Here is an 18049-nt window from a genome sequence, read left to right as displayed (position 1 = left end):
TGAAATAGCTCGCCTGCTGCTTTTTCAGGCACAACGGTGTCGCAAACCAATAAATGCAATAAAATCATAGTAATAAAATAAAAATGATCAAATCAAAGCGAGAACTCAGGGGAAGTTTGACGTTGTTCACAAAGTTCCTAAAAAATAACATTTGTTTACATATTTTTTCCTTTTGAAACTAAATCTTTATATTTGTAGCACTTTCACGGTAGCGAAACGTTAGTTTGAATGGAAAGATGCCTGTCAGACACATAAAGACACCAAACTCTCATCAATATTTCTGTAAAGTTTTATTGACGAAATTTATTGACGGCAGTGGCAGGTGTCATATAAAAAACCAATGAGGGTAATAAATAATGATGAAGCGCAAAATCCTGGCAGCGGTGATCCCTGCCCTGCTGGCTGCTGCAACCGCAAACGCAGCAGAAATTTATAATAAAGATGGTAATAAGCTGGATCTGTACGGTAAAGCCGTGGGTCGTCACGTATGGACAACGACCGGCGATAGCAAAAATGCCGACCAGACTTATGCCCAGATTGGTTTTAAAGGGGAAACGCAGATTAACACCGATCTGACCGGTTTCGGTCAGTGGGAATACCGTACTAAAGCAGACCGCGCTGAAGGCGAACAGCAGAACTCGAATCTGGTCCGTCTGGCTTTCGCGGGTTTGAAATACGCGGAAGTGGGTTCAATCGATTATGGTCGTAACTACGGTATCGTTTACGATGTTGAATCCTATACCGATATGGCCCCCTACTTCTCCGGCGAAACCTGGGGCGGCGCCTATACTGATAACTACATGACCAGCCGTGCTGGCGGTTTGTTGACCTACCGTAACTCTGACTTCTTTGGTCTGGTGGACGGTCTCTCTTTCGGTATCCAGTATCAGGGTAAAAATCAGGACAACCACAGCATTAACTCTCAGAATGGCGATGGCGTAGGTTACACCATGGCATATGAGTTCGACGGCTTTGGCGTCACCGCAGCGTACAGCAACAGCAAGCGTACTAACGATCAGCAGGATCGCGATGGTAATGGCGATCGCGCAGAGTCATGGGCCGTTGGCGCGAAATATGATGCAAACAACGTCTACCTGGCTGCCGTATATGCTGAAACCCGCAATATGAGCATTGTTGAAAATACGGTTACCGATACCGTGGAAATGGCAAACAAAACGCAGAACCTGGAAGTGGTCGCTCAGTACCAGTTTGACTTCGGCCTGCGTCCGGCAATCTCGTATGTGCAGAGTAAAGGTAAGCAGTTGAACGGCGCCGACGGCTCGGCCGATCTGGCGAAATATATTCAGGCGGGCGCGACTTACTACTTCAACAAAAACATGAACGTATGGGTTGACTACCGTTTCAACCTGCTGGACGAAAACGACTACAGCTCCAGCTACGTTGGCACCGACGATCAGGCGGCTGTCGGTATTACTTACCAGTTCTGATCAGCAGACCCCTTTGTTTTATGCCTCAAAAACAGGACTTCGGTCCTGTTTTTTTATCTCTCTTAGAGAAAATGTGCGTCTTTCAAAAACAGGCGGGCTTTTTAGCGCTAACGGTTGGCATTTTGTAAATCTGCCGTTAACCTGATAGCGGATTTCCCTTCTGTAACTATAATGGAACCTCGTCATGTTTGAGAACATAACCGCCGCTCCTGCCGACCCGATTTTGGGCCTGGCCGATCTGTTTCGCGCCGATGACCGTCCAGGGAAAATTAACCTTGGCATTGGCGTATATAAAGATGAAACCGGCAAAACACCGGTGCTCACCAGCGTTAAAAAAGCCGAGCAGTATTTACTGGAAAATGAAACGACGAAAAACTATCTCGGCATTGACGGGATTCCGGAATTTGCTCGCTGCACTCAGGAACTGCTGTTCGGCAAAGGCAGCGCGCTGATTAACGATAAGCGCGCACGCACGGCGCAAACACCGGGTGGTACCGGCGCGTTACGCATTGCCGCCGATTTTTTGGCAAAAAATACTCCGGTAAAACGGGTGTGGGTGAGCAACCCCAGCTGGCCGAACCATAAAAGCGTGTTTAACGCTGCCGGCCTGGAAGTTCGGGAGTACGCTTACTACGATGCGGAAAATCACACGCTGGATTTTGAAGCGCTACAAGCCAGCCTGAGCGAAGCACAGGCCGGCGATGTGGTTCTGTTCCACGGTTGCTGTCATAACCCAACCGGCATTGACCCTACTCTGGAACAGTGGCAGGTTCTGGCTGAGCTTTCCGTTGAAAAAGGGTGGCTGCCGCTATTCGATTTCGCCTACCAGGGCTTTGCCCGCGGCCTGGAAGAAGATGCGGAAGGTCTGCGCGCCTTTGCCGCGCTGCATAAAGAGCTCATTGTCGCCAGCTCCTACTCCAAAAACTTCGGCTTATATAATGAGCGCGTCGGCGCCTGCACCCTCGTTGCCGCCGATGCGGAAACCGTGGATCGCGCTTTTAGCCAGATGAAATCCGCCATTCGCGCTAACTACTCCAACCCACCAGCGCACGGCGCGTCCATCGTCGCGACTATCCTGAGTAATGACGCCCTGCGCGCTATCTGGGAACAGGAACTGACGGACATGCGCCAGCGTATTCAGCGTATGCGTCAACTGTTCGTGAATACCTTGCAGGAAAAAGGCGCGAACCGTGACTTCAGCTTTATTATCAAGCAGAACGGGATGTTCTCATTCAGCGGTCTGACCAAAGATCAGGTGCTGCGTCTGCGTGAAGAGTTTGGCGTTTATGCCGTGGCTTCTGGTCGCGTGAACGTGGCGGGCATGACCCCGGATAATATGGCGCCGCTGTGCGAAGCCATTGTCGCGGTACTGTAAAAAGCTGCCGACTGGCGTGACCGATAAAAAAGCCTGCACATTGCAGGCTTTTTCATTCTGCTTACCAGACCGGCATCTCATCTTGCAGGAAGGGATTATGCAGACGCTCGTATCCGAGCGTAGAGAGCGGGCCGTGGCCAGGAATAAAGGTCACATCATCGCCAAGCGGCAATAATTTACGCTTAATGGCGTCAATCAACTGGGTGTGATCGCCGCGAGGAAAATCGCTGCGCCCGACGCCACCTTTGAAAATCACATCGCCGGAGATCAGCAGTTGCGACTGTTCATCAAAGAAAACCACGTGTCCCGGCGTGTGTCCCGGACAATGTAACACCTGTAACGTCACATTCCCTACGCTGACGCGATCGCCGTCGTTCAGCCAGCGATCAGGCATCAGCGGCTGACACTCATCCAGACCAAACATGCGACTTTGCGCCGGCAGTCCTTGCAGCCAGAACTCATCTTCTTTTTCCGGACCGATAACAGGAACGCCGTAATGCTGCGCCAGTTCACTCGCCGCGCCGACATGATCGAGATGCCCATGCGTGAGTAAAATTTGCATCAACGTCACGCCGCTGGCGTCCACTTCTTGTTTAATTTTTTCCGCGTCGCCGCCCGGATCGACCAGCGCCGCCAGCCGGGTTTGTTCGCACCAGATTAATGAACAGTTCTGGGAGAACGCGGTGACCGGAATAATACGATAGTTCATACTGCTCCTTTGATTAAGCCTCGCTGATTACCAGTGCCGCGCCGGCCCGGTATCAATATGCACAAAGTTACTACGTGGGTAATATCCTACACCACCTGCGCGCATAGATAACGCCGCTTTGCGAATATTGCTCAGCGCCACGCCTTCAATATGAAAATCCATCGCCTGCCCTTTTGTATGGTAGCTTTTTTTCGCTACGCCGCTGCTACGGGCGCGTAATTCATTATTGGTATCAAGAGAACGGTAGCCTGAGATGAGCTGCACAGGTTTACGCGTCCCTAACAGCCCCTGAAGTCGGTAAAGTTGGTCAAACAGGCGGGGATCGATTGATCGGACTTTATTCGCGCGATAGTCACGGAAAAAATGGTTTAACTTTGCTAATTCATCCTGAATGTAGGCTCTTCCATCGAAAAACTCCGCCTTGATTGACTCTCCGGTATGGAGATTGTTTAACGTCAAAATGCGCGGGCGTGGGGTCGAGAGTGTGGCAAACGCTGGCGCGGGCAGGATGGCGGCGCCGAGAGCGACACCACCAAGCGCCAGCAGCTTGCGGCGATTAGCGTCAAATTTGTCCATGATAATCAGGTCTACAGGTCAATGTTATCGTTAATACACTTCTACCTTTAAGCAGACATGATACCGGCTGGCACAGACTTCTGAACGGCCCGGTCGACTTAAAGGTTATTGTATATGCACTTCTGGCGCACGAAAGGCACCTTAACTGCCGATAAAGCCCGCGTCAAGATGGCCCTCCCCCAGCCACAACGGGGGTCTACAGCGAAACGCCCCGTTGAAGCCAAACATTAGGACAACATATTTACCAGAACTTCTTCATTTACCTGATTAATTGTTCAACCTTTGGCACAATTTGTGCGCTGGATCGCGCTGTGAGATCGTAATTGTAAATATCTGTACGATATTGCATACGTCCATCTGCGCCGACAAACGCGGTCAGATAGTAAAGATTTACTGGAATGTTCTGCCGGATATTGACATACCGCGTGTCGCCTTGCTTCAGGGCACCTGAGATCCGCGCATCGTTCCAGCCAGCATCCTGCAAGAGCATATTCGCCAGTTCAGAGGCCTTATTGACCCGCACGCAGCCGGAACTTAACGCCCTGGCGTCACGCTGAAAGAGAGTATGGTTAGGCGTATCGTGCAGATAGATCGCATCTGAGCTCGGCATATTAAATTTATAACGCCCCAGCGAATTGTGCGCGCCTGGCGCCTGCTGGAAACGGAACGGAAGATTCGATGGCGTAATGGTGGTCCAGTCAACCTGCCACGGATCGATCGCTTCTTTGCTGTTCCAGCCGCGCATCACGGTGTAGCCATGGCGCTCCAGATAGCCTGGGTCATTCCACACCTTCGGTAAAATGTCTTTACGCGCAAGCGTGGGCGGAACGTTCCACGGCGGGTTCACCACCACATTATTCAGCGCGCTGCTCATCATCGGCGTTTTACGATCGGGACGCCCGACGATCACCCTCGAAGCCAGCACCTGGTTGCCATTCTGATAGTAGACCAGCGAATAAGCGGGAATGTTTACCATAATACCGGTAGAGAGTTCCGCCGGCAGCAGGCGTAAACGTTGGATATTCAGTGCCAGTACGCCTGCGCGTTGCGCGGGGGTCATATTAAGCCAGTTACGCGTCGCCGGGCCAATAACGCCATCCGCCCCCAGCCCTTGCCATGCCTGAAAACGCTTTACCGCCTCGACCAGTTCACGATCGTAGGCGCGTGCCGCCGGAGCCGACTTACTACGGCGGGCCGTTGGTTCGTCGACCGGCTGCGCCACCGATGTTTCGACTACCGCGGCGGAGGGGCTGACGACGGCACTATCAGCAGTGTTATCGCCGGGTAAGGCTATCTTTGGACCGCCATCCAGCATCCCCGTACGCTGTAATATTTCGCGCAGCGCAGGCACATCGTTACTCCATTGCCCCGGGCGCAGCGTCGCGGTATTGGCCAACTGCGGCCACGGGCGAGAGTCCGCCACCAGCTTCAGCAACGCGTCATGCATGGGCGCATACTGTGGATGCTGCGGCGCCAGGCTGGCGACAAACATCGGCAACTGGCCCTCTTCCAGCGCGATTTGCCACTGGTTAATCACCGAGACTGGCGGCGTCGCCAATGCGTAAGGTTTGTTGCTATATAACCAGCGCTGGCCTTTGACGGGGATATTCGCAATGAAATGGAGATAGCCCATCATGGCGTCTGACAACACAACATCGCGCGCCATACCGTTTACGGCGGGATCGGTCAACAATGCCACCCAGGCGGTAAACTGCGGCTGGAATCCGGCAATCGCCACCTCCGCCAACTGTTGCTGGAAGGCTTTCACCGCATCGCGATTATCCCACATGGGCTTCATGTCGCGCGCGGCATACAGCAATGTCAGCTGGCTCATATAGACCGGCGTATAGCCGGAAGGAAGCTGCGACTGTAAATCAGCCCGGACTTTCTCGGCTGAAACGCCCTCCGGCAGCGGCTGAATCCCGGCCATAATCGCCGTCGCGGCGGATTGCTTCTGCGGCCCAGCCTGATCCGTCGCGGCAACGGCGCTATCGCCAGGTATCATTTCAGGCTCATCGGCCTGCGCATTGAACAGTGGAGCGAATGTTACGGCCAGGCATAAACTGATTGCCGACAGACAACGACCACACATCTTATTAAGCAACATCCCTTGCCCCCTGTTTTCGTTATCATACTCCGCATGACTGCGCTGCCCGCAGCGCGGGTCAACCGCAACCAATGCTTTTGTTTAGTATGACGAGTCAGCCTGCTCACTCGTCAGGCTTAACTCCAGTATATAAAGTTCGTTACGTTTTTGCCTAACCTAATGTAAAGAAGTTTAAAGAAATTGCACTACCCGGAGAGATTTTTCAGATAAAGAAAAAGGCGGCTTTCGCCGCCCCAGGCTAATGATAAAACAGAACTTGTTGTGCCGGATGGCGGCGTAACCGACTTATCCGGCCTTGCCTGATAAGCGAGGCGCCATCGGGCACTTCATCGTTTCTGCCGTGTTTAACTCGCTTCTGAAGGCGTATCTTCCGTCCGCGTACCGGGAAGCGTTTCCGGAAGCTGTGGCGCAAAGCCACGCAGCCCGACAACATGAACATGCTCAGTATTCTGAAACACTTTACGCACCAGTTTATACGTCGTGCCCTTCTCCGGACTGATGTTTTCCGGCGCGGCGATGATGAGCTGCATCTGCAAACGTTCGCATAGTTCAAACAGCGTGGCAATAGAGCGCGCATCCAGACGCGCCGCTTCATCGAGGAACAGCAGGCGACATGGCGAAATATCTTTCCCGCGCAGTCTGCGCGCTTCGTCTTCCCAGCTTTGCACCACCATCACCAGAATTGACATCCCGGTCCCGATAGCTTCACCCGTGGATAGCGCGCCGGATTCCGCACGCAGCCAGCCGTCGGACCCACGGTTAACTTCAACTTCCATTTCCAGATAGTTACGGTAGTCCAGCAGCTCCTCGCCGATGGTCTGCGGCGTGCGTTGCCCCATATCGATCTGCGGATTCAGACGCTGGTACAGTTTCGCCAGCGCTTCGGAGAAGGTCAGACGATTGCTGTTAAACAGATCCTGGTGCTGCTCCTGCTGTTCTGAAAGCACATCCAGCAAGGTGGCATGCGTTTCACGCACGTTGACGTTTAACCGCACGCTATTCACCTGGCCAAACGAGACGCTTTGCAACCCCTGGTTCAGCATACGGATACGGTTCTGCTCACGCTGGATAGTCTTGCGGATAATGTTTGCCACGCTGCGGGAACTGATCGCCAGCTTTTGCTCACGCGATGTCAGCTCTTCCGTCAGACGGCTCAGTTCAATCTCCATTTGTTCAATGGCTTCAACCGGATCGTCGGTACGAATAATATCCTGACGAATACGTTCGCGCAGATGCTGGTAAACGGCCACAAAGAACTGGATTTTACGTTCCGGGCGTTTCGGATCTTCCGACAGACGCAATACGTCGCGCAGATGTTCGTTATCCGCGACGGCCAGGCGCAACGCGCCCAACGCCTTATCCGACATGGAGCGCAGTTCATCCGCCGACAGATAAGCCAGCTCACGACGGTGCAGACGGCGTTCCACGCCATTGTCTTTCACCATCCGCATGACTGCGCACCAACCGGCTTTCGCGGTCACAACCTGCTCGCGCATTTCATGATAATCGCGCTCCAGCTTGCGCAGCTTACGGGTCAGGTTATCCATCTCCGCTTCGCAGAAGGTGAGCGCTTTCTCAAGCTGATTGCGACGCGAACGGTTATTGCTCAACTGGGCGTGCAGTTCATCGCGACGCTGGCGAGCGCGCTCTTCCGCCCCGCTGTCGGCGCGAACGCCAATATCCTGTAATTCGCGCTGCAAATCGTTAAGCAGCTCTTTTTTCGTGTCATAAGAGCTTTTTAGCGAGGCCAGAACCTGGCTGTACTGACTTAACTGCGCGGCATGGCTGCGCAACGCTTCGCGGGCGCGGGTACGCTCGGCTTCCGCCTGCTCCAGCCGCTGGCGCAGCTTTTCGTTGAGATCGCTGTTGCCGCTCAGCATTTCCGCCGAGTCGGAATAGCTGAAATGCGCCCGACGTTCGACGACTTCAGCCAGCGCAAAAGCCTGCTGGCGCGCGTCGCGCTGCATTTGCTGCGACCATGCATAGTCTTCTTTTAACTGCTCAAACTGTTCCGGATCGCTTTGCAGAACGGAAACCACCGGCTCCAGTTTGGCTAACTGGTTGCCATATTGCTGCACAAATCGCGCCGCTTCCTGCGCCTCATCCAACCGTTCCTGAATTTCATCGACCCGATCGGCCAGCGTTTCATCGGCCAATAAATTCAGCCGCGGCAGCAAACGGTTAAGCGCGGAAACGCCCTCTTTCGCCTGCTCAAACTGAAGGCGCTGTTGCTGGTTGTCGCTTTCATGCGTCGCCAGCGCGCGCTCCAGCTCGACGCGACGCCCGTTCAGTCGGCGAATTTCCGCTTCCGGATCGTCCTCAAAGGCAACGGAAAGGTGGCTACCGATAAAACGGCTGAACGCCTGGTGCAAACGCTGGGTTTTCTGCACGTCAAACGAGAGCGTGGCAAAGCGCTCGGAAAGCACTTCCCGTTCCGCATGGAGACTTTCAATACGGTTCTCGCGCGCCGCACGGCCAAAAATAGGCAGCGACGGGAAACGCGAATAACGCCACTGACGGTCGGCAATTTTCACGACCACCGCCTTTTCCAGCTCGTCAACGCTGAATACGCTGTCATCAAAAGACTGCGGATCGCCTTCGATCAGGTACAGATCTTCCGGGCAGTCGGTCAGACCTTCAAGCTGTTCGGCTATTTGCGATAAATCCGGTACGACGATCGCATGGCGCGACGGGCCATACAGTGCGGAAAAGTACGGCGCATCTTCAAGGCTGACATCATCGTAGATTTCCGACAGCAGTACCCCGCCAAAACGCTCCGCCAGCGCATTCAAACGCTGATCTTCCGCGCCGCCCGGCTGGCTTAAACGTTCGATCTCTTCATCAACCGCATTTTTACGCGCGCCCACTTCGTCGCGTTCGACAATGGCTTCGCGCTCACGCTCCAACAGCTGTTGCAGGTATTCGGTCACTTCCTGGCTGGACGTAAACTCCTCGCCGCACTGTTCGCTAAGCTGGTTCAGGCTATTCTGCGCCGCCAGCCAGACAGGAGCGCGTTGCATCAGATGCTGGATACGGGATTGCAGCTGTTCCTGTTCCTGACGCAAGGCCATACGCTGTTCGCTGGCTGACGATACGCTATCAGACAAGGACGCGATGCGGGCTTCCAGCTCCTGATGCAGCGCTTCCAGTTCGTCAATATCAAAATTTTTGCCCTGTCGCTTACAGAACTCCGCCAGCAGACGTTCCGCCTCTTGCTGCTCGCGCAGCCGCTGTTCCAGTTCGCTCAGGCGCATCCGCAGCGGCTGTACCTGTTCCGCCAGATGACGCTGGTTCACGCCGTCCCGTAACAGCTCGCGCGCCACGTCCCAGGCTTCGCTACGCGCCAGCGGGCCGTTGATCGCCGCCACCAGCTGATAAGCCTGCTCAAACTGGCTGTGCGCGGTTTGCGCCACGCTCATTTTTTGTTCCAACGACAGCAGTTTTTCCGTAGCTTCCTGCTCTTTTGCCTGGAAAGTATCCAGCCATTCGGCGGCGCTTTCCGGCGTTAGATCCGGCAGATGGCAAAGTTCTTTAGCGCGGGCAAGCGCTGATATCGCCTGGTTATACTGAATCGCGCGCGTTTGCTGTACATCCAGAGCCTGCTGGTAATCCGCAAGCTGGCTTTTGAGTTCATCGACTTCCAGCTCGGCGGCTTCGGCACGCGCTTCATTTTCGTCCTGCATTTCGGCGGCTTCCGCCACCACTTCATTTTGCTCTTCGAGTCGAATCTGCAGCTCTTCAAGATCCGCTTCGTAGCGTTCAATTTTTTCCTGCTGGCGCAGCGCGGTTTGCACCAGATTCAGGTGATCGCTCGCCGCCTGATAATCCGCTTCAAGAGAACCTTCGGCGCCGTTATGTTCGCCCAACTCACGGGCCATATCGACGTGCTTGTACTGCTCCGCCGCCAGTTGTTTGCGCGATGTGTACAGTTCGCGTCGAAACGCCAACGCCTGATCAAGGTGAACCCGACGCTCATTGGCGTGGCGCATATAATCCGCCGCCACATAATCGGTGGCTTCGCTGATCAAATGCTTAAACAGATCGCGATCGGATTGGGTAACACGAATCGCTTCCAGCGTGAGTCGGTTCTCTCGCAGCGCCGCTTCCATATCCTGGAATGCCTTGCGCACGCCGCTGTTTTCCGGCAATAAATAATCGCGCAGCGATCGGGTAATGGCGCTGGAGATCCCGCCGTACAGCGAGGCCTCTATCAAACGATAGAATTTACTACGATCGGAAGCGGAGCGCAGACGACGGGCGATAATCCCTAAGTCAAACATCAGCGAATGATAATCGGTGATGGAGTTAAACTGCTTAAACTGCACGCCTTCCATCTCGTCAAGCTTGTCTTTCAGCTCAGCAAGCGACAGTACGCGCGCCTGACGTTCGTTTAATGTCTCCGTCACCAGTTGTGTCGGCTGTACCGACATCGGCAGCCCCTGGATAGCAAACGGTTTGATGTCCACTTTGCGATCGCGCCCAGCGACCTGCTGCAGACGCACGCCGACCACCACCCGCTGATGGCGGGAATTAATGGTGTCGAGCATGGAGTAACAGACGCCCGCCTTCAGCTTACCGTGCAGACCTTTATCGCGCGAACCGCTGGTGGCGCCGGCTTCCGTGGTGTTACGAAAGTGCAGTAATGTGAGATCCGGGATCAGCGCCGTGACGAACGCCGCCATCGTCGTGGATTTTCCGGCGCCGTTGCCCCCGGATAACGTCGTGACCAGTTCATCCAGGTCAAAAGTGCGGGCAAAAAAACCGTTCCAGTTAATCAGCGTTAGCGAGCGAAATTTACCGCGTTCAATCATTATTCTTCCTCTCCACTGTCCGGCTGATTCTCTTCGGTCTCATCATTAAGTTGCAGATGGTTTTCAATGGGCATCGCTTCCCCGTCGCGGATGAGACGACGCTGCGCCTCGCGAGGATCGTCGCCGGCGCGGACATCCGCGCCAAAGCGGAAGACCGATTCGGTAATGCGGAATTTGCTGCTGTCGTGGCCCATAAACCATACCATGCCCAAACGACGCAGGCGGTTCAAAGAAGAACGCACCTTTTCCTGCAGTTTCTGACGATCAACGTCAGATCCCGTCGAGCGGTTATTCACCAGCTTGAGCAGTTTGGCTTCGTCCGCAAGGGTAAGCAGCTCGTCGTACAACTCCTGCTGAGTAAAGATCCCTTCGTTGGCCAGACGCTCCGGGCTAAGATAGAGGTAGCAGAGAATTTTACCGACCATCATATCCAGTTCGGATAACACCGAGCGCGGGATAAGCGTGGTAGAACGCGGACGCAGGTAGAAGAACCCCTCCGGCGCGCGAATCAGCTCCACGTTATAACGCGCGTAAAACTCTTCCAGGTATTCCTGAAAATCCATCAGAAAGGCATGATTATCCAGTTCGTCCAGCCCGATGTGGCGGCCCGAACGTAATGCGCTATCCAGCGCCGGAAATAACGGATTCGCCAGCGCCTGCGCCAGCTTAACCGGCATCACTTGTTCAATATTTGTCAATGACATGCGCCTGTACCTTGGCTCCGTAATCATTAATCGGCTGCCATTTGGCTGGCAGTCCGGTGAAATCTGCTTGCGCTACGCCAAGACGTACCGCTTGATCGATAACAATACGCGCCACGTCGAAATGACGCGCGCGCGGGTATTGCGCCAGATACTCGCGCACCACCAGCCCAAGATCCAGTGGCGTTTGTCTGGTTTTGTAGATAGCCAGCTGTTCTTCAATGATGGCCGCTAACTGCTCGCGGATCTCGTTAAACTCTTCATATTCCAGATCCGGCGGCAACTCCCCGGTGACTTCATCGTCACGCAACGCCATCTCTTCATCGCGCATATCCAGCAGACGATCGGCATTCGCGTAGGTTAGCGCCCACGGATCGTCAAAATAAGTCTGCACGGACTGGCGCAACCGCTGGGCGAAGACACGGTTTTTATCCATATCGATCGCGGTACGGATAAATTTATGCACGTGACGATCGTAGCCGATCCATAAATCAATAGACTGTTGACCCCAACTGATAATGCGGTCAAGTTTACTTTGTAAGTCAAACACCAGCCTGTCGACAAAATGCAGATCGTCGTGCGTCATCGTGGCATCCTGAATGCGCAGCAGGTTAGCCTGCAGCTTATCGCCCGCCGCCTCCAGCGTATCCTGCAATTCGCGCAGCGTACCGGACGTTTCGGAAAGCAGCAGTTCACAGCTGGAAATCGCCGCCCGCCAGTCTTTATTCAGCAGTTGTGCGATATCGTCTTTCACCTGCTGCTGCTGTTCATCCATGATGCGCTGGGTGAGATCGATACTGTCGAAAATCTCCGCCACCGAATATTTCAATGGCGCGTAAACGTTGCGATGCCAGTGGAACTCATCGCCACCCTCCGCTGCCGCATCCGCCGCGCGCTTCAATTCGCCGGCCACAATCGACAACTGCATAGAAAGACGCAGCGTAGAGAATTCGCGTTGACGAATGTAGTAATCGGTGATGCCAATCCCGAGCGGGGTTAATCGGTAAATCGCATTGCCTTCCGCCTGCTCGCTGGTAAAGCGGTTCAGCAGACGTTGACGCACCATATCGTTAATCGCGTTATTAGCGCGCACGCCGATGGTTTCGCTGGTTTGCTCAAACGCATCACTCACATGGCGGAATGCATCCACCAGCTCGCCTTCACTCATCTCGCCGTCAAGGCGTTCGCCGTTCAACGTGGCGACCGCCAGCAGAAAGGAAAGTCTGTCTACCGGCAGCGAGATGGAAAAGTCGTTTTTTCTGGCCCAGGCAACCAGTTCGGGGACTGTCTGGGAAAATTCACTCATAGGTTATCCTTGCATCTGCGGCTAGCGCCGGGCTTTTAATCGCGGTGACATGAATGTAGCGCCCAAGGCTAATATACGGCTCCTGGCGGCAATAACGCGTTTCCAGTTCGACCAGGGTCTCATAACAGTCACGCTGCTGGTGTTTTTCACGCAGATAATCATGAAACACACGCACGCCGGTTTTACCGGTAATCTGCCAGCCAATCGCCTCCAGCCACTGGTACACCTGCGCGGGGTCGCGCGGGTAGTCAGGCGACAGCGTGCGCTTCTTGCGTTTAGGCATCCCCGCCTGCACGTAGTCAAAATTACCCGCCACCATATTGTGCATCAGCAAACCGTTGGCGTTATAGAACATCAACGACAGCGCGCCGCCAGGGCGCAATACTGACCAGAGCGTTTCTAATACGCCGACAGGATCGGCTACCCACTCCAGCACAGCATGAAACAATATCAGATCAACCGGGCTTTCCAAATGCGAAGCGACGTCCTGAGCCGGGCATTGTATAAAATGCATGTCTTTGCTCACACCTTTTGCCTCGGCCGCCTGCCGCGCGCGGGCGATCATTTCGCCAGACAGATCGCATAACGTCACCTGATGGCCGCGTTCCGCCATCTTAATCGCCGTTTGCCCTTCGCCGCCGCCGGCATCCAGTACCCGCAGTTTTCGCCCGCCAATCTCCTCCAGCACGCGATCCAGGTCTTGCCACAGAATGGCTTGCCGCAGTTGTCCTTTGGTCGTGCCGTAAATGTTACGGGAAAACTTTTCAGCAATGTCATCAAAATTGCGATCCTGCATCGGACTCTCCACAGGCTGGCTCAGGCGTTATCTGATAAAACCGCTATTTTGTCACAGCCGCGGCGAGAATGAACCTGTCTGGTGTAATATCACCGTTAATCCTCCGCTATATGGTTAAAAAAGGAACCAAAAAGGATGCTTTTTACGCTAAAGAAAGTGATTGGCGGTATGTTATTGCCGCTTCCGCTGATGTTGCTAATGATTGGCGTCGGCCTGGCGCTGCTCTGGTTTAGCCGCTTTCAGAAAACCGGAAAAGTATTTATCAGCGTAGGTTGGCTGGCGCTATTGCTATTAAGCCTGCAACCCGTCTCTGACCATCTGCTGCGTCCAATAGAAAACCGCTACCCTACCTGGCAGGGTCCGCAAAAGGTGGAATATATTGTGGTTCTCGGCGGCGGCTATACCTGGAACCCGCAGTGGGCGCCGAGCTCTAATTTAATTAACAACAGCTTGCCGCGGCTGGCGGAAGGCATTCGGCTGTGGCGCGCGAATCCGGGAGCAAAGCTGATTTTTACCGGCGGCGTAGCAAAAACCAATACGGTAAGCACGGCGGAAGTCGGTGCACGGGTGGCGCAGTCGCTGGGCGTACCACGTAGCGATATTATTACGCTGGATAAACCAAAAGATACGGAAGAAGAAGCCGCCGCCGTTAAGCAGGCCATCGGCGACGCCCCTTTCCTGTTGGTAACCTCCGCCTCGCATTTGCCGCGTGCGATGATTTTCTTTCAGCATGCCGGGCTGAATCCGCTTCCCGCGCCGGCGAATCAGTTGGCGATCGATTCGCCGCTCAATCCCTGGGAGCGGGCAATTCCGTCCCCGGTCTGGCTGATGCACAGCGATCGCGCTGGGTATGAAACATTAGGACGACTTTGGCAATGGCTGAAAGGCATATCAGGCAAGCCAGGGGAGTAATGATTTCGCCGCCAGATCAAAATTGGTACGGTTAAAACGTCCGGTATTGACCAATTGCGCAACCTCGTCCCACAGCACATAGAGCCAACGCCGCCAGATGAAGGACTCCGCCACTGGCGCGCGTTGCAGATAATGCCAAAGCAATCCCTCCGCCAATGGATTATCCATCAGGCGAAACAGTTCGAACTCTCTCGGCGCCCACAGCATCAGCCCGGGGCCGACCATCGCCAGAAGCTGATCGCTACGGGCGTCTTTAAGCATACTGCGCAGGCAGAAGTTGCCATGCACCAGTACGCAGTTGTCGTTAAACCCTTCAAATAACGAAGGAAGACATTCTCTGGTACGAAACAGAATGCGTTTGTCCTGCATCGTCAGGCCGGTATTGCTGAACTGATTTAGCGTCGTCCACAGCACCTCCACCCGCTGACGATACCAGGAAGGCCAGATATTCTCCTGAGTATGGTCTACGGCGCCCACGCAACCGCGGCTATCCTGCCGATGCCAGGCTAACAGCCCTTCGACAATCTGATCTTTTAGCTGTTCCCAGCGTTCCGGAGTGCGCGCCGGCGCCTCGACCGGCACACCGCGCAGTCGTTCCAGCAGCAGCACATCCGGACCAGGATGCTCTTCATGCGTCAATACGCCATAGATTACCGGCATCCTCACCGTACCGCTACGCGCCAGCATTGAGGTTTTCCATGCCAGTTGCTGCGCAACGCCGGGAGTGGTAAAACTTCGCGCCATCAGCGGCATCGGAATTCCCTGGCTGTCATATAATGACCACAATGCGGAATCCGCTTTCTCATTCACGCACTCTATACGGCTAAGTTTTTCACCCAACAAATGACTGAGTTCGGCCCGCAACTGTTCCATTCCAGATTACCCCCATTAGTGCTACTGCTTTAATAATGAGCGTCGTATGGACAGATGTCACCCGTATCAGATCAAGGGAAGAAAAGAAAAATGAGGAAAATCGTAACGGTACGAGAAAACCGCCACTGATGAGCAAACGTGAGTATTCATCTTTGCGCTATCATACCGCGCTGTTCATGACCGTCTAAGACGATCATGAACAGGATCATGTTAACGCATTTCAGCGCGCACGCGCTCCAGGTCGTTGGCGGTGTCTACGCCCGTGCCGGGCACCGCTTTGGCGACGGCGACATGAATTTTTTCGCCGTACCACAGCACACGGAGTTGCTCCAGCATTTCAATATGTTCCAGCGGGCTGGGTTGCCAGCTCACGTAACGGCGGATAAAACCCGCGCGATAGCCGTAAATGCCCAGATGGCGCAGGCAAGTATCCCCTACCGTTTCCATACTTTTTGCAAAGCGGTCGCGATCCCAGGGAATCGTCGCCCGGGAAAAGTAAAGCGCATAGCCTTCGGCATCCAACACGACTTTTACCGCATTCGGGTTAAACGCTTCTTCGGCGCTGTGAATCGGCACCGCCAGCGTCGCCATGCCAACCTGGCGCTGCGCCAGATTTTCCGCGACCTGGCGAATAATAACCGCCGGGATCATCGGCTCATCGCCCTGAACGTTCACAATAACGGTATCGTCGCTGAATCCGCACTTCTCTACCACTTCCGCCAACCGTTCGGTGCCGGACTGGTGATCGGCGCGCGTCATGCACACTTCGCCGCCAGCCGCTTCTACCGCACGAGCCACGTCTTCATGATCGGTCGCGACAATAATGCGTTCCGCGCCAGATTCACGCGCCCGCTCCAGGACATGAACAATCATGGGCTTACCATTAATATCCACTAATGGTTTGCCTGGCAGTCGGGTAGATGAAAAACGGGCCGGAATGATGACGACGAAACTCATGATTTACTCTCATCAGATGTCAGGGCGCGAGCTTCATTTTCCAGCAATACAGGAATGCCGTCGCGTAACGGGAAAGCGAGATTATCCAGTTTGCAAATTAATTCTTGCTTTTCCTGGTTATACCAGAGTTTGCCGTTACATACCGGGCAGGCGATGATTTCAAGCAGACGATGATCCATAGTTCCTCCAGATGGACCGGATTGTGAATCCTTCAATATTAACATAATCGGTTATGATGCAGGGTCTATTTCCCAGCCATGACGCATGGCGCTAAACAGGCCTGGCGGACATTGTCCCAGCGTCACGCGCGATGCCCGTTGCCAGGCAGCAAACGCGCTAATAGCCTGCCAGATTCCTTTTTGCAGACTAACGCCAGGGCGGCGTCCTCCAGATACAGCGAGATAACCTCAAGCACCCCCGTTTTACGGTGCATTTTGGCATCCATTCGCCCGACTAAACGGCCCTGGTATAATAGCGGCAGCACAAAATAACCGTACTGGCGCTTCGCCGCAGGCGTATAACATTCCAGCTGATAGTTAAATCCGAAAAGCTGCGCTGCCCGCTTGCGATCCCATACCACAGGATCGAAAGGCGACAGCACTGCGCTATGGGTCGCCTTTAAGGCGTTATTTAGCGCCGGTTCAAGCTGCGAAAGAAGATCGGCATGAAGCCACATCCGCCCCAACGTTTCCACCTCGACCGGAATAATCTGCTGCTGTTCCGCCCGGCTCTCCCGCCATCCCTTCAGGTCAGGACGTTTCAGGCGGTAGTAATCCGCCAGCCACTGTTCACGGAAAATCCCCAGACTGCGCGCGCTATTATCCAGCATCAGGCTTTCCGCCTGCGGCTGTGACAGTCCATCGCGTTCATCATCCCAGTGCGGCATCACACGGGGCGTTAAATCATATACACGTTGAAAATTACGCCGCTCAACAACCATGACTTTTCCGGCGGTAAATAAACCCTCAAGGTGGCGTTTATGTGGTTTCCATTCCCACCAGCCGCTGACGCCTTTCCGCGCATGTTCAAAATCGGCAGAACGCACCGGACCGTGCTCCTGAATATGCCGCACTAGCTGTTCTATTTCTTCCGCGTGCTCATGCTTCCATGCCGCGCGATATTTCCAGCCCATCTTTTCCGGCGACAGCATACGATGGCGGATAAGTTTAAAGTCGTCGCGTGGTAAGAAACAGGCCTCATGCGCCCAGTATTCCATTAACTCGCCGCGTCGCAGCGCCTCATCCAGCCAGGCCTGCGGGTACGAACCGAGACGGCTAAACAGCACCAGATAGGGGCTACGTGCAACAACATTGATGGTATCAATTTGCAACAACGCCATGCGTGAGATGGCGGCAAGAACATCGCCAGGCATCGCGTTACGGCGCGGCTTTTTCAATAGCCCCTGCGCAGCAAGGTGAAGACAACGGGCCTGGGAAAGAGAAAGGTACGGCAATGACATTCATGACTCCATAAATTCA

General features: G+C 54.3%; 13 protein-coding genes and 1 pseudogene. 3 read left to right on the top strand and 11 right to left on the bottom strand.

Going from position 1 to position 18049, the window contains the following annotated elements; genetic code table 11:
* Positions 1 to 356: 356 nt before the first annotated feature.
* Together ompF and aspC are read left to right on the top strand one after the other, a co-directional pair.
* Entirely contained in the window at positions 357 to 1448 is a 1092-nt protein-coding gene (gene ompF, locus NAZ64_RS15355) for a porin OmpF (protein WP_000977709.1), read from the top strand.
* A 184-nt stretch (positions 1449 to 1632) separates the two neighbouring features.
* Entirely contained in the window at positions 1633 to 2823 is a 1191-nt protein-coding gene (aspC, locus tag NAZ64_RS15350; protein WP_000462653.1) for an aspartate transaminase, read from the top strand.
* 61 nt (positions 2824 to 2884) lie between these two features.
* Here aspC and NAZ64_RS15345 read toward each other — a convergent pair whose 3' ends face one another.
* The 7 genes from NAZ64_RS15345 to cmoM all read right to left on the bottom strand — a co-directional run bounded on the left by NAZ64_RS15345 (position 2885) and on the right by cmoM (position 13829).
* Positions 2885 to 3532 carry an MBL fold metallo-hydrolase gene (locus NAZ64_RS15345; RefSeq protein ID WP_220569311.1) on the bottom strand — a complete coding sequence of 216 codons (648 nt, stop codon included), beginning with the start codon at positions 3530 to 3532 and terminating at the stop codon, positions 2885 to 2887.
* Positions 3533 to 3559: 27 nt separating this feature from the next.
* Entirely contained in the window at positions 3560 to 4108 is a 549-nt protein-coding gene (mepK, locus tag NAZ64_RS15340; RefSeq protein WP_000357052.1) for a peptidoglycan L,D-endopeptidase MepK, read from the bottom strand.
* 259 nt (positions 4109 to 4367) lie between these two features.
* Positions 4368 to 6215 carry a L,D-transpeptidase gene (ldtD, locus tag NAZ64_RS15335; protein WP_023201777.1) on the bottom strand — a complete coding sequence of 616 codons (1848 nt, stop codon included), beginning with the start codon at positions 6213 to 6215 and terminating at the stop codon, positions 4368 to 4370.
* Positions 6216 to 6559: 344 nt separating this feature from the next.
* Positions 6560 to 11026 carry a chromosome partition protein MukB gene (mukB, locus tag NAZ64_RS15330; protein WP_058214899.1) on the bottom strand — a complete coding sequence of 1489 codons (4467 nt, stop codon included), beginning with the start codon at positions 11024 to 11026 and terminating at the stop codon, positions 6560 to 6562.
* A complete protein-coding gene (mukE, locus tag NAZ64_RS15325; protein WP_000060024.1) occupies positions 11026 to 11730 on the bottom strand; it encodes a chromosome partition protein MukE in 705 nt (234 codons plus the stop codon). The genes mukB and mukE overlap by 1 nt, the downstream gene beginning before the upstream one ends.
* Positions 11711 to 13033 (bottom strand): chromosome partition protein MukF, encoded by a 1323-nt coding sequence (gene mukF, locus NAZ64_RS15320; protein ID WP_001288828.1) that lies wholly within the window; start codon positions 13031 to 13033, stop codon positions 11711 to 11713. The genes mukE and mukF overlap by 20 nt, the downstream gene beginning before the upstream one ends.
* The gene (gene cmoM, locus NAZ64_RS15315; protein WP_001154025.1) at positions 13026 to 13829 is read right to left on the bottom strand and encodes a tRNA uridine 5-oxyacetic acid(34) methyltransferase CmoM; all 804 of its coding nucleotides are present in this window, start codon (positions 13827 to 13829) and stop codon (positions 13026 to 13028) included. Before cmoM ends, mukF begins: the two co-directional genes overlap by 8 nt.
* Positions 13830 to 13964: 135 nt before the next feature.
* Here cmoM and elyC point away from each other — a divergent pair, with 135 nt between their 5' ends.
* Positions 13965 to 14741, top strand: a complete 777-nt coding sequence (gene elyC / locus NAZ64_RS15310; protein WP_000899562.1) for an envelope biogenesis factor ElyC — start codon at positions 13965 to 13967, stop codon at positions 14739 to 14741.
* Here elyC and NAZ64_RS15305 read toward each other — a convergent pair.
* From NAZ64_RS15305 to NAZ64_RS15290, 4 genes and pseudogenes are all read right to left on the bottom strand, one after another.
* Positions 14721 to 15614, bottom strand: a complete 894-nt coding sequence (locus NAZ64_RS15305; protein WP_000436888.1) for a YcbJ family phosphotransferase — start codon at positions 15612 to 15614, stop codon at positions 14721 to 14723. The genes elyC and NAZ64_RS15305 overlap by 21 nt on opposite strands.
* A 210-nt stretch (positions 15615 to 15824) precedes the next feature.
* A complete protein-coding gene (gene kdsB, locus NAZ64_RS15300; protein WP_220569312.1) occupies positions 15825 to 16571 on the bottom strand; it encodes a 3-deoxy-manno-octulosonate cytidylyltransferase in 747 nt (248 codons plus the stop codon).
* Entirely contained in the window at positions 16568 to 16750 is a 183-nt protein-coding gene (gene ycaR, locus NAZ64_RS15295; protein WP_000350055.1) for a protein YcaR, read from the bottom strand. Before ycaR ends, kdsB begins: the two co-directional genes overlap by 4 nt.
* A 51-nt stretch (positions 16751 to 16801) precedes the next feature.
* Positions 16802 to 18030: pseudogene (locus tag NAZ64_RS15290) on the bottom strand (winged helix-turn-helix domain-containing protein).
* Positions 18031 to 18049 lie beyond the last annotated feature (19 nt).

The sequence above is a fragment of the Salmonella sp. A1325 genome (assembly GCF_056991255.1).
Note: the sequence above shows the minus strand (reverse complement) of the source record. Positions and strands in the feature narration are given on the sequence as shown.

Coding starts and splice junctions, on each gene's coding strand:
- kdsB (WP_220569312.1), bottom strand. CDS start 16,571: ATGAGTTTCGTCGTCATCATTCCGGCCCGTTTTTCATCTACCCGACTG.
- mukB (WP_058214899.1), bottom strand. CDS start 11,026: ATGATTGAACGCGGTAAATTTCGCTCGCTAACGCTGATTAACTGGAAC.
- cmoM (WP_001154025.1), bottom strand. CDS start 13,829: ATGCAGGATCGCAATTTTGATGACATTGCTGAAAAGTTTTCCCGTAAC.
- NAZ64_RS15305 (WP_000436888.1), bottom strand. CDS start 15,614: ATGGAACAGTTGCGGGCCGAACTCAGTCATTTGTTGGGTGAAAAACTT.
- ompF (WP_000977709.1), top strand. CDS start 357: ATGATGAAGCGCAAAATCCTGGCAGCGGTGATCCCTGCCCTGCTGGCT.
- NAZ64_RS15345 (WP_220569311.1), bottom strand. CDS start 3,532: ATGAACTATCGTATTATTCCGGTCACCGCGTTCTCCCAGAACTGTTCA.
- elyC (WP_000899562.1), top strand. CDS start 13,965: ATGCTTTTTACGCTAAAGAAAGTGATTGGCGGTATGTTATTGCCGCTT.
- mepK (WP_000357052.1), bottom strand. CDS start 4,108: ATGGACAAATTTGACGCTAATCGCCGCAAGCTGCTGGCGCTTGGTGGT.
- mukE (WP_000060024.1), bottom strand. CDS start 11,730: ATGTCATTGACAAATATTGAACAAGTGATGCCGGTTAAGCTGGCGCAG.
- ldtD (WP_023201777.1), bottom strand. CDS start 6,215: ATGTTGCTTAATAAGATGTGTGGTCGTTGTCTGTCGGCAATCAGTTTA.
- ycaR (WP_000350055.1), bottom strand. CDS start 16,750: ATGGATCATCGTCTGCTTGAAATCATCGCCTGCCCGGTATGTAACGGC.
- aspC (WP_000462653.1), top strand. CDS start 1,633: ATGTTTGAGAACATAACCGCCGCTCCTGCCGACCCGATTTTGGGCCTG.
- mukF (WP_001288828.1), bottom strand. CDS start 13,033: ATGAGTGAATTTTCCCAGACAGTCCCCGAACTGGTTGCCTGGGCCAGA.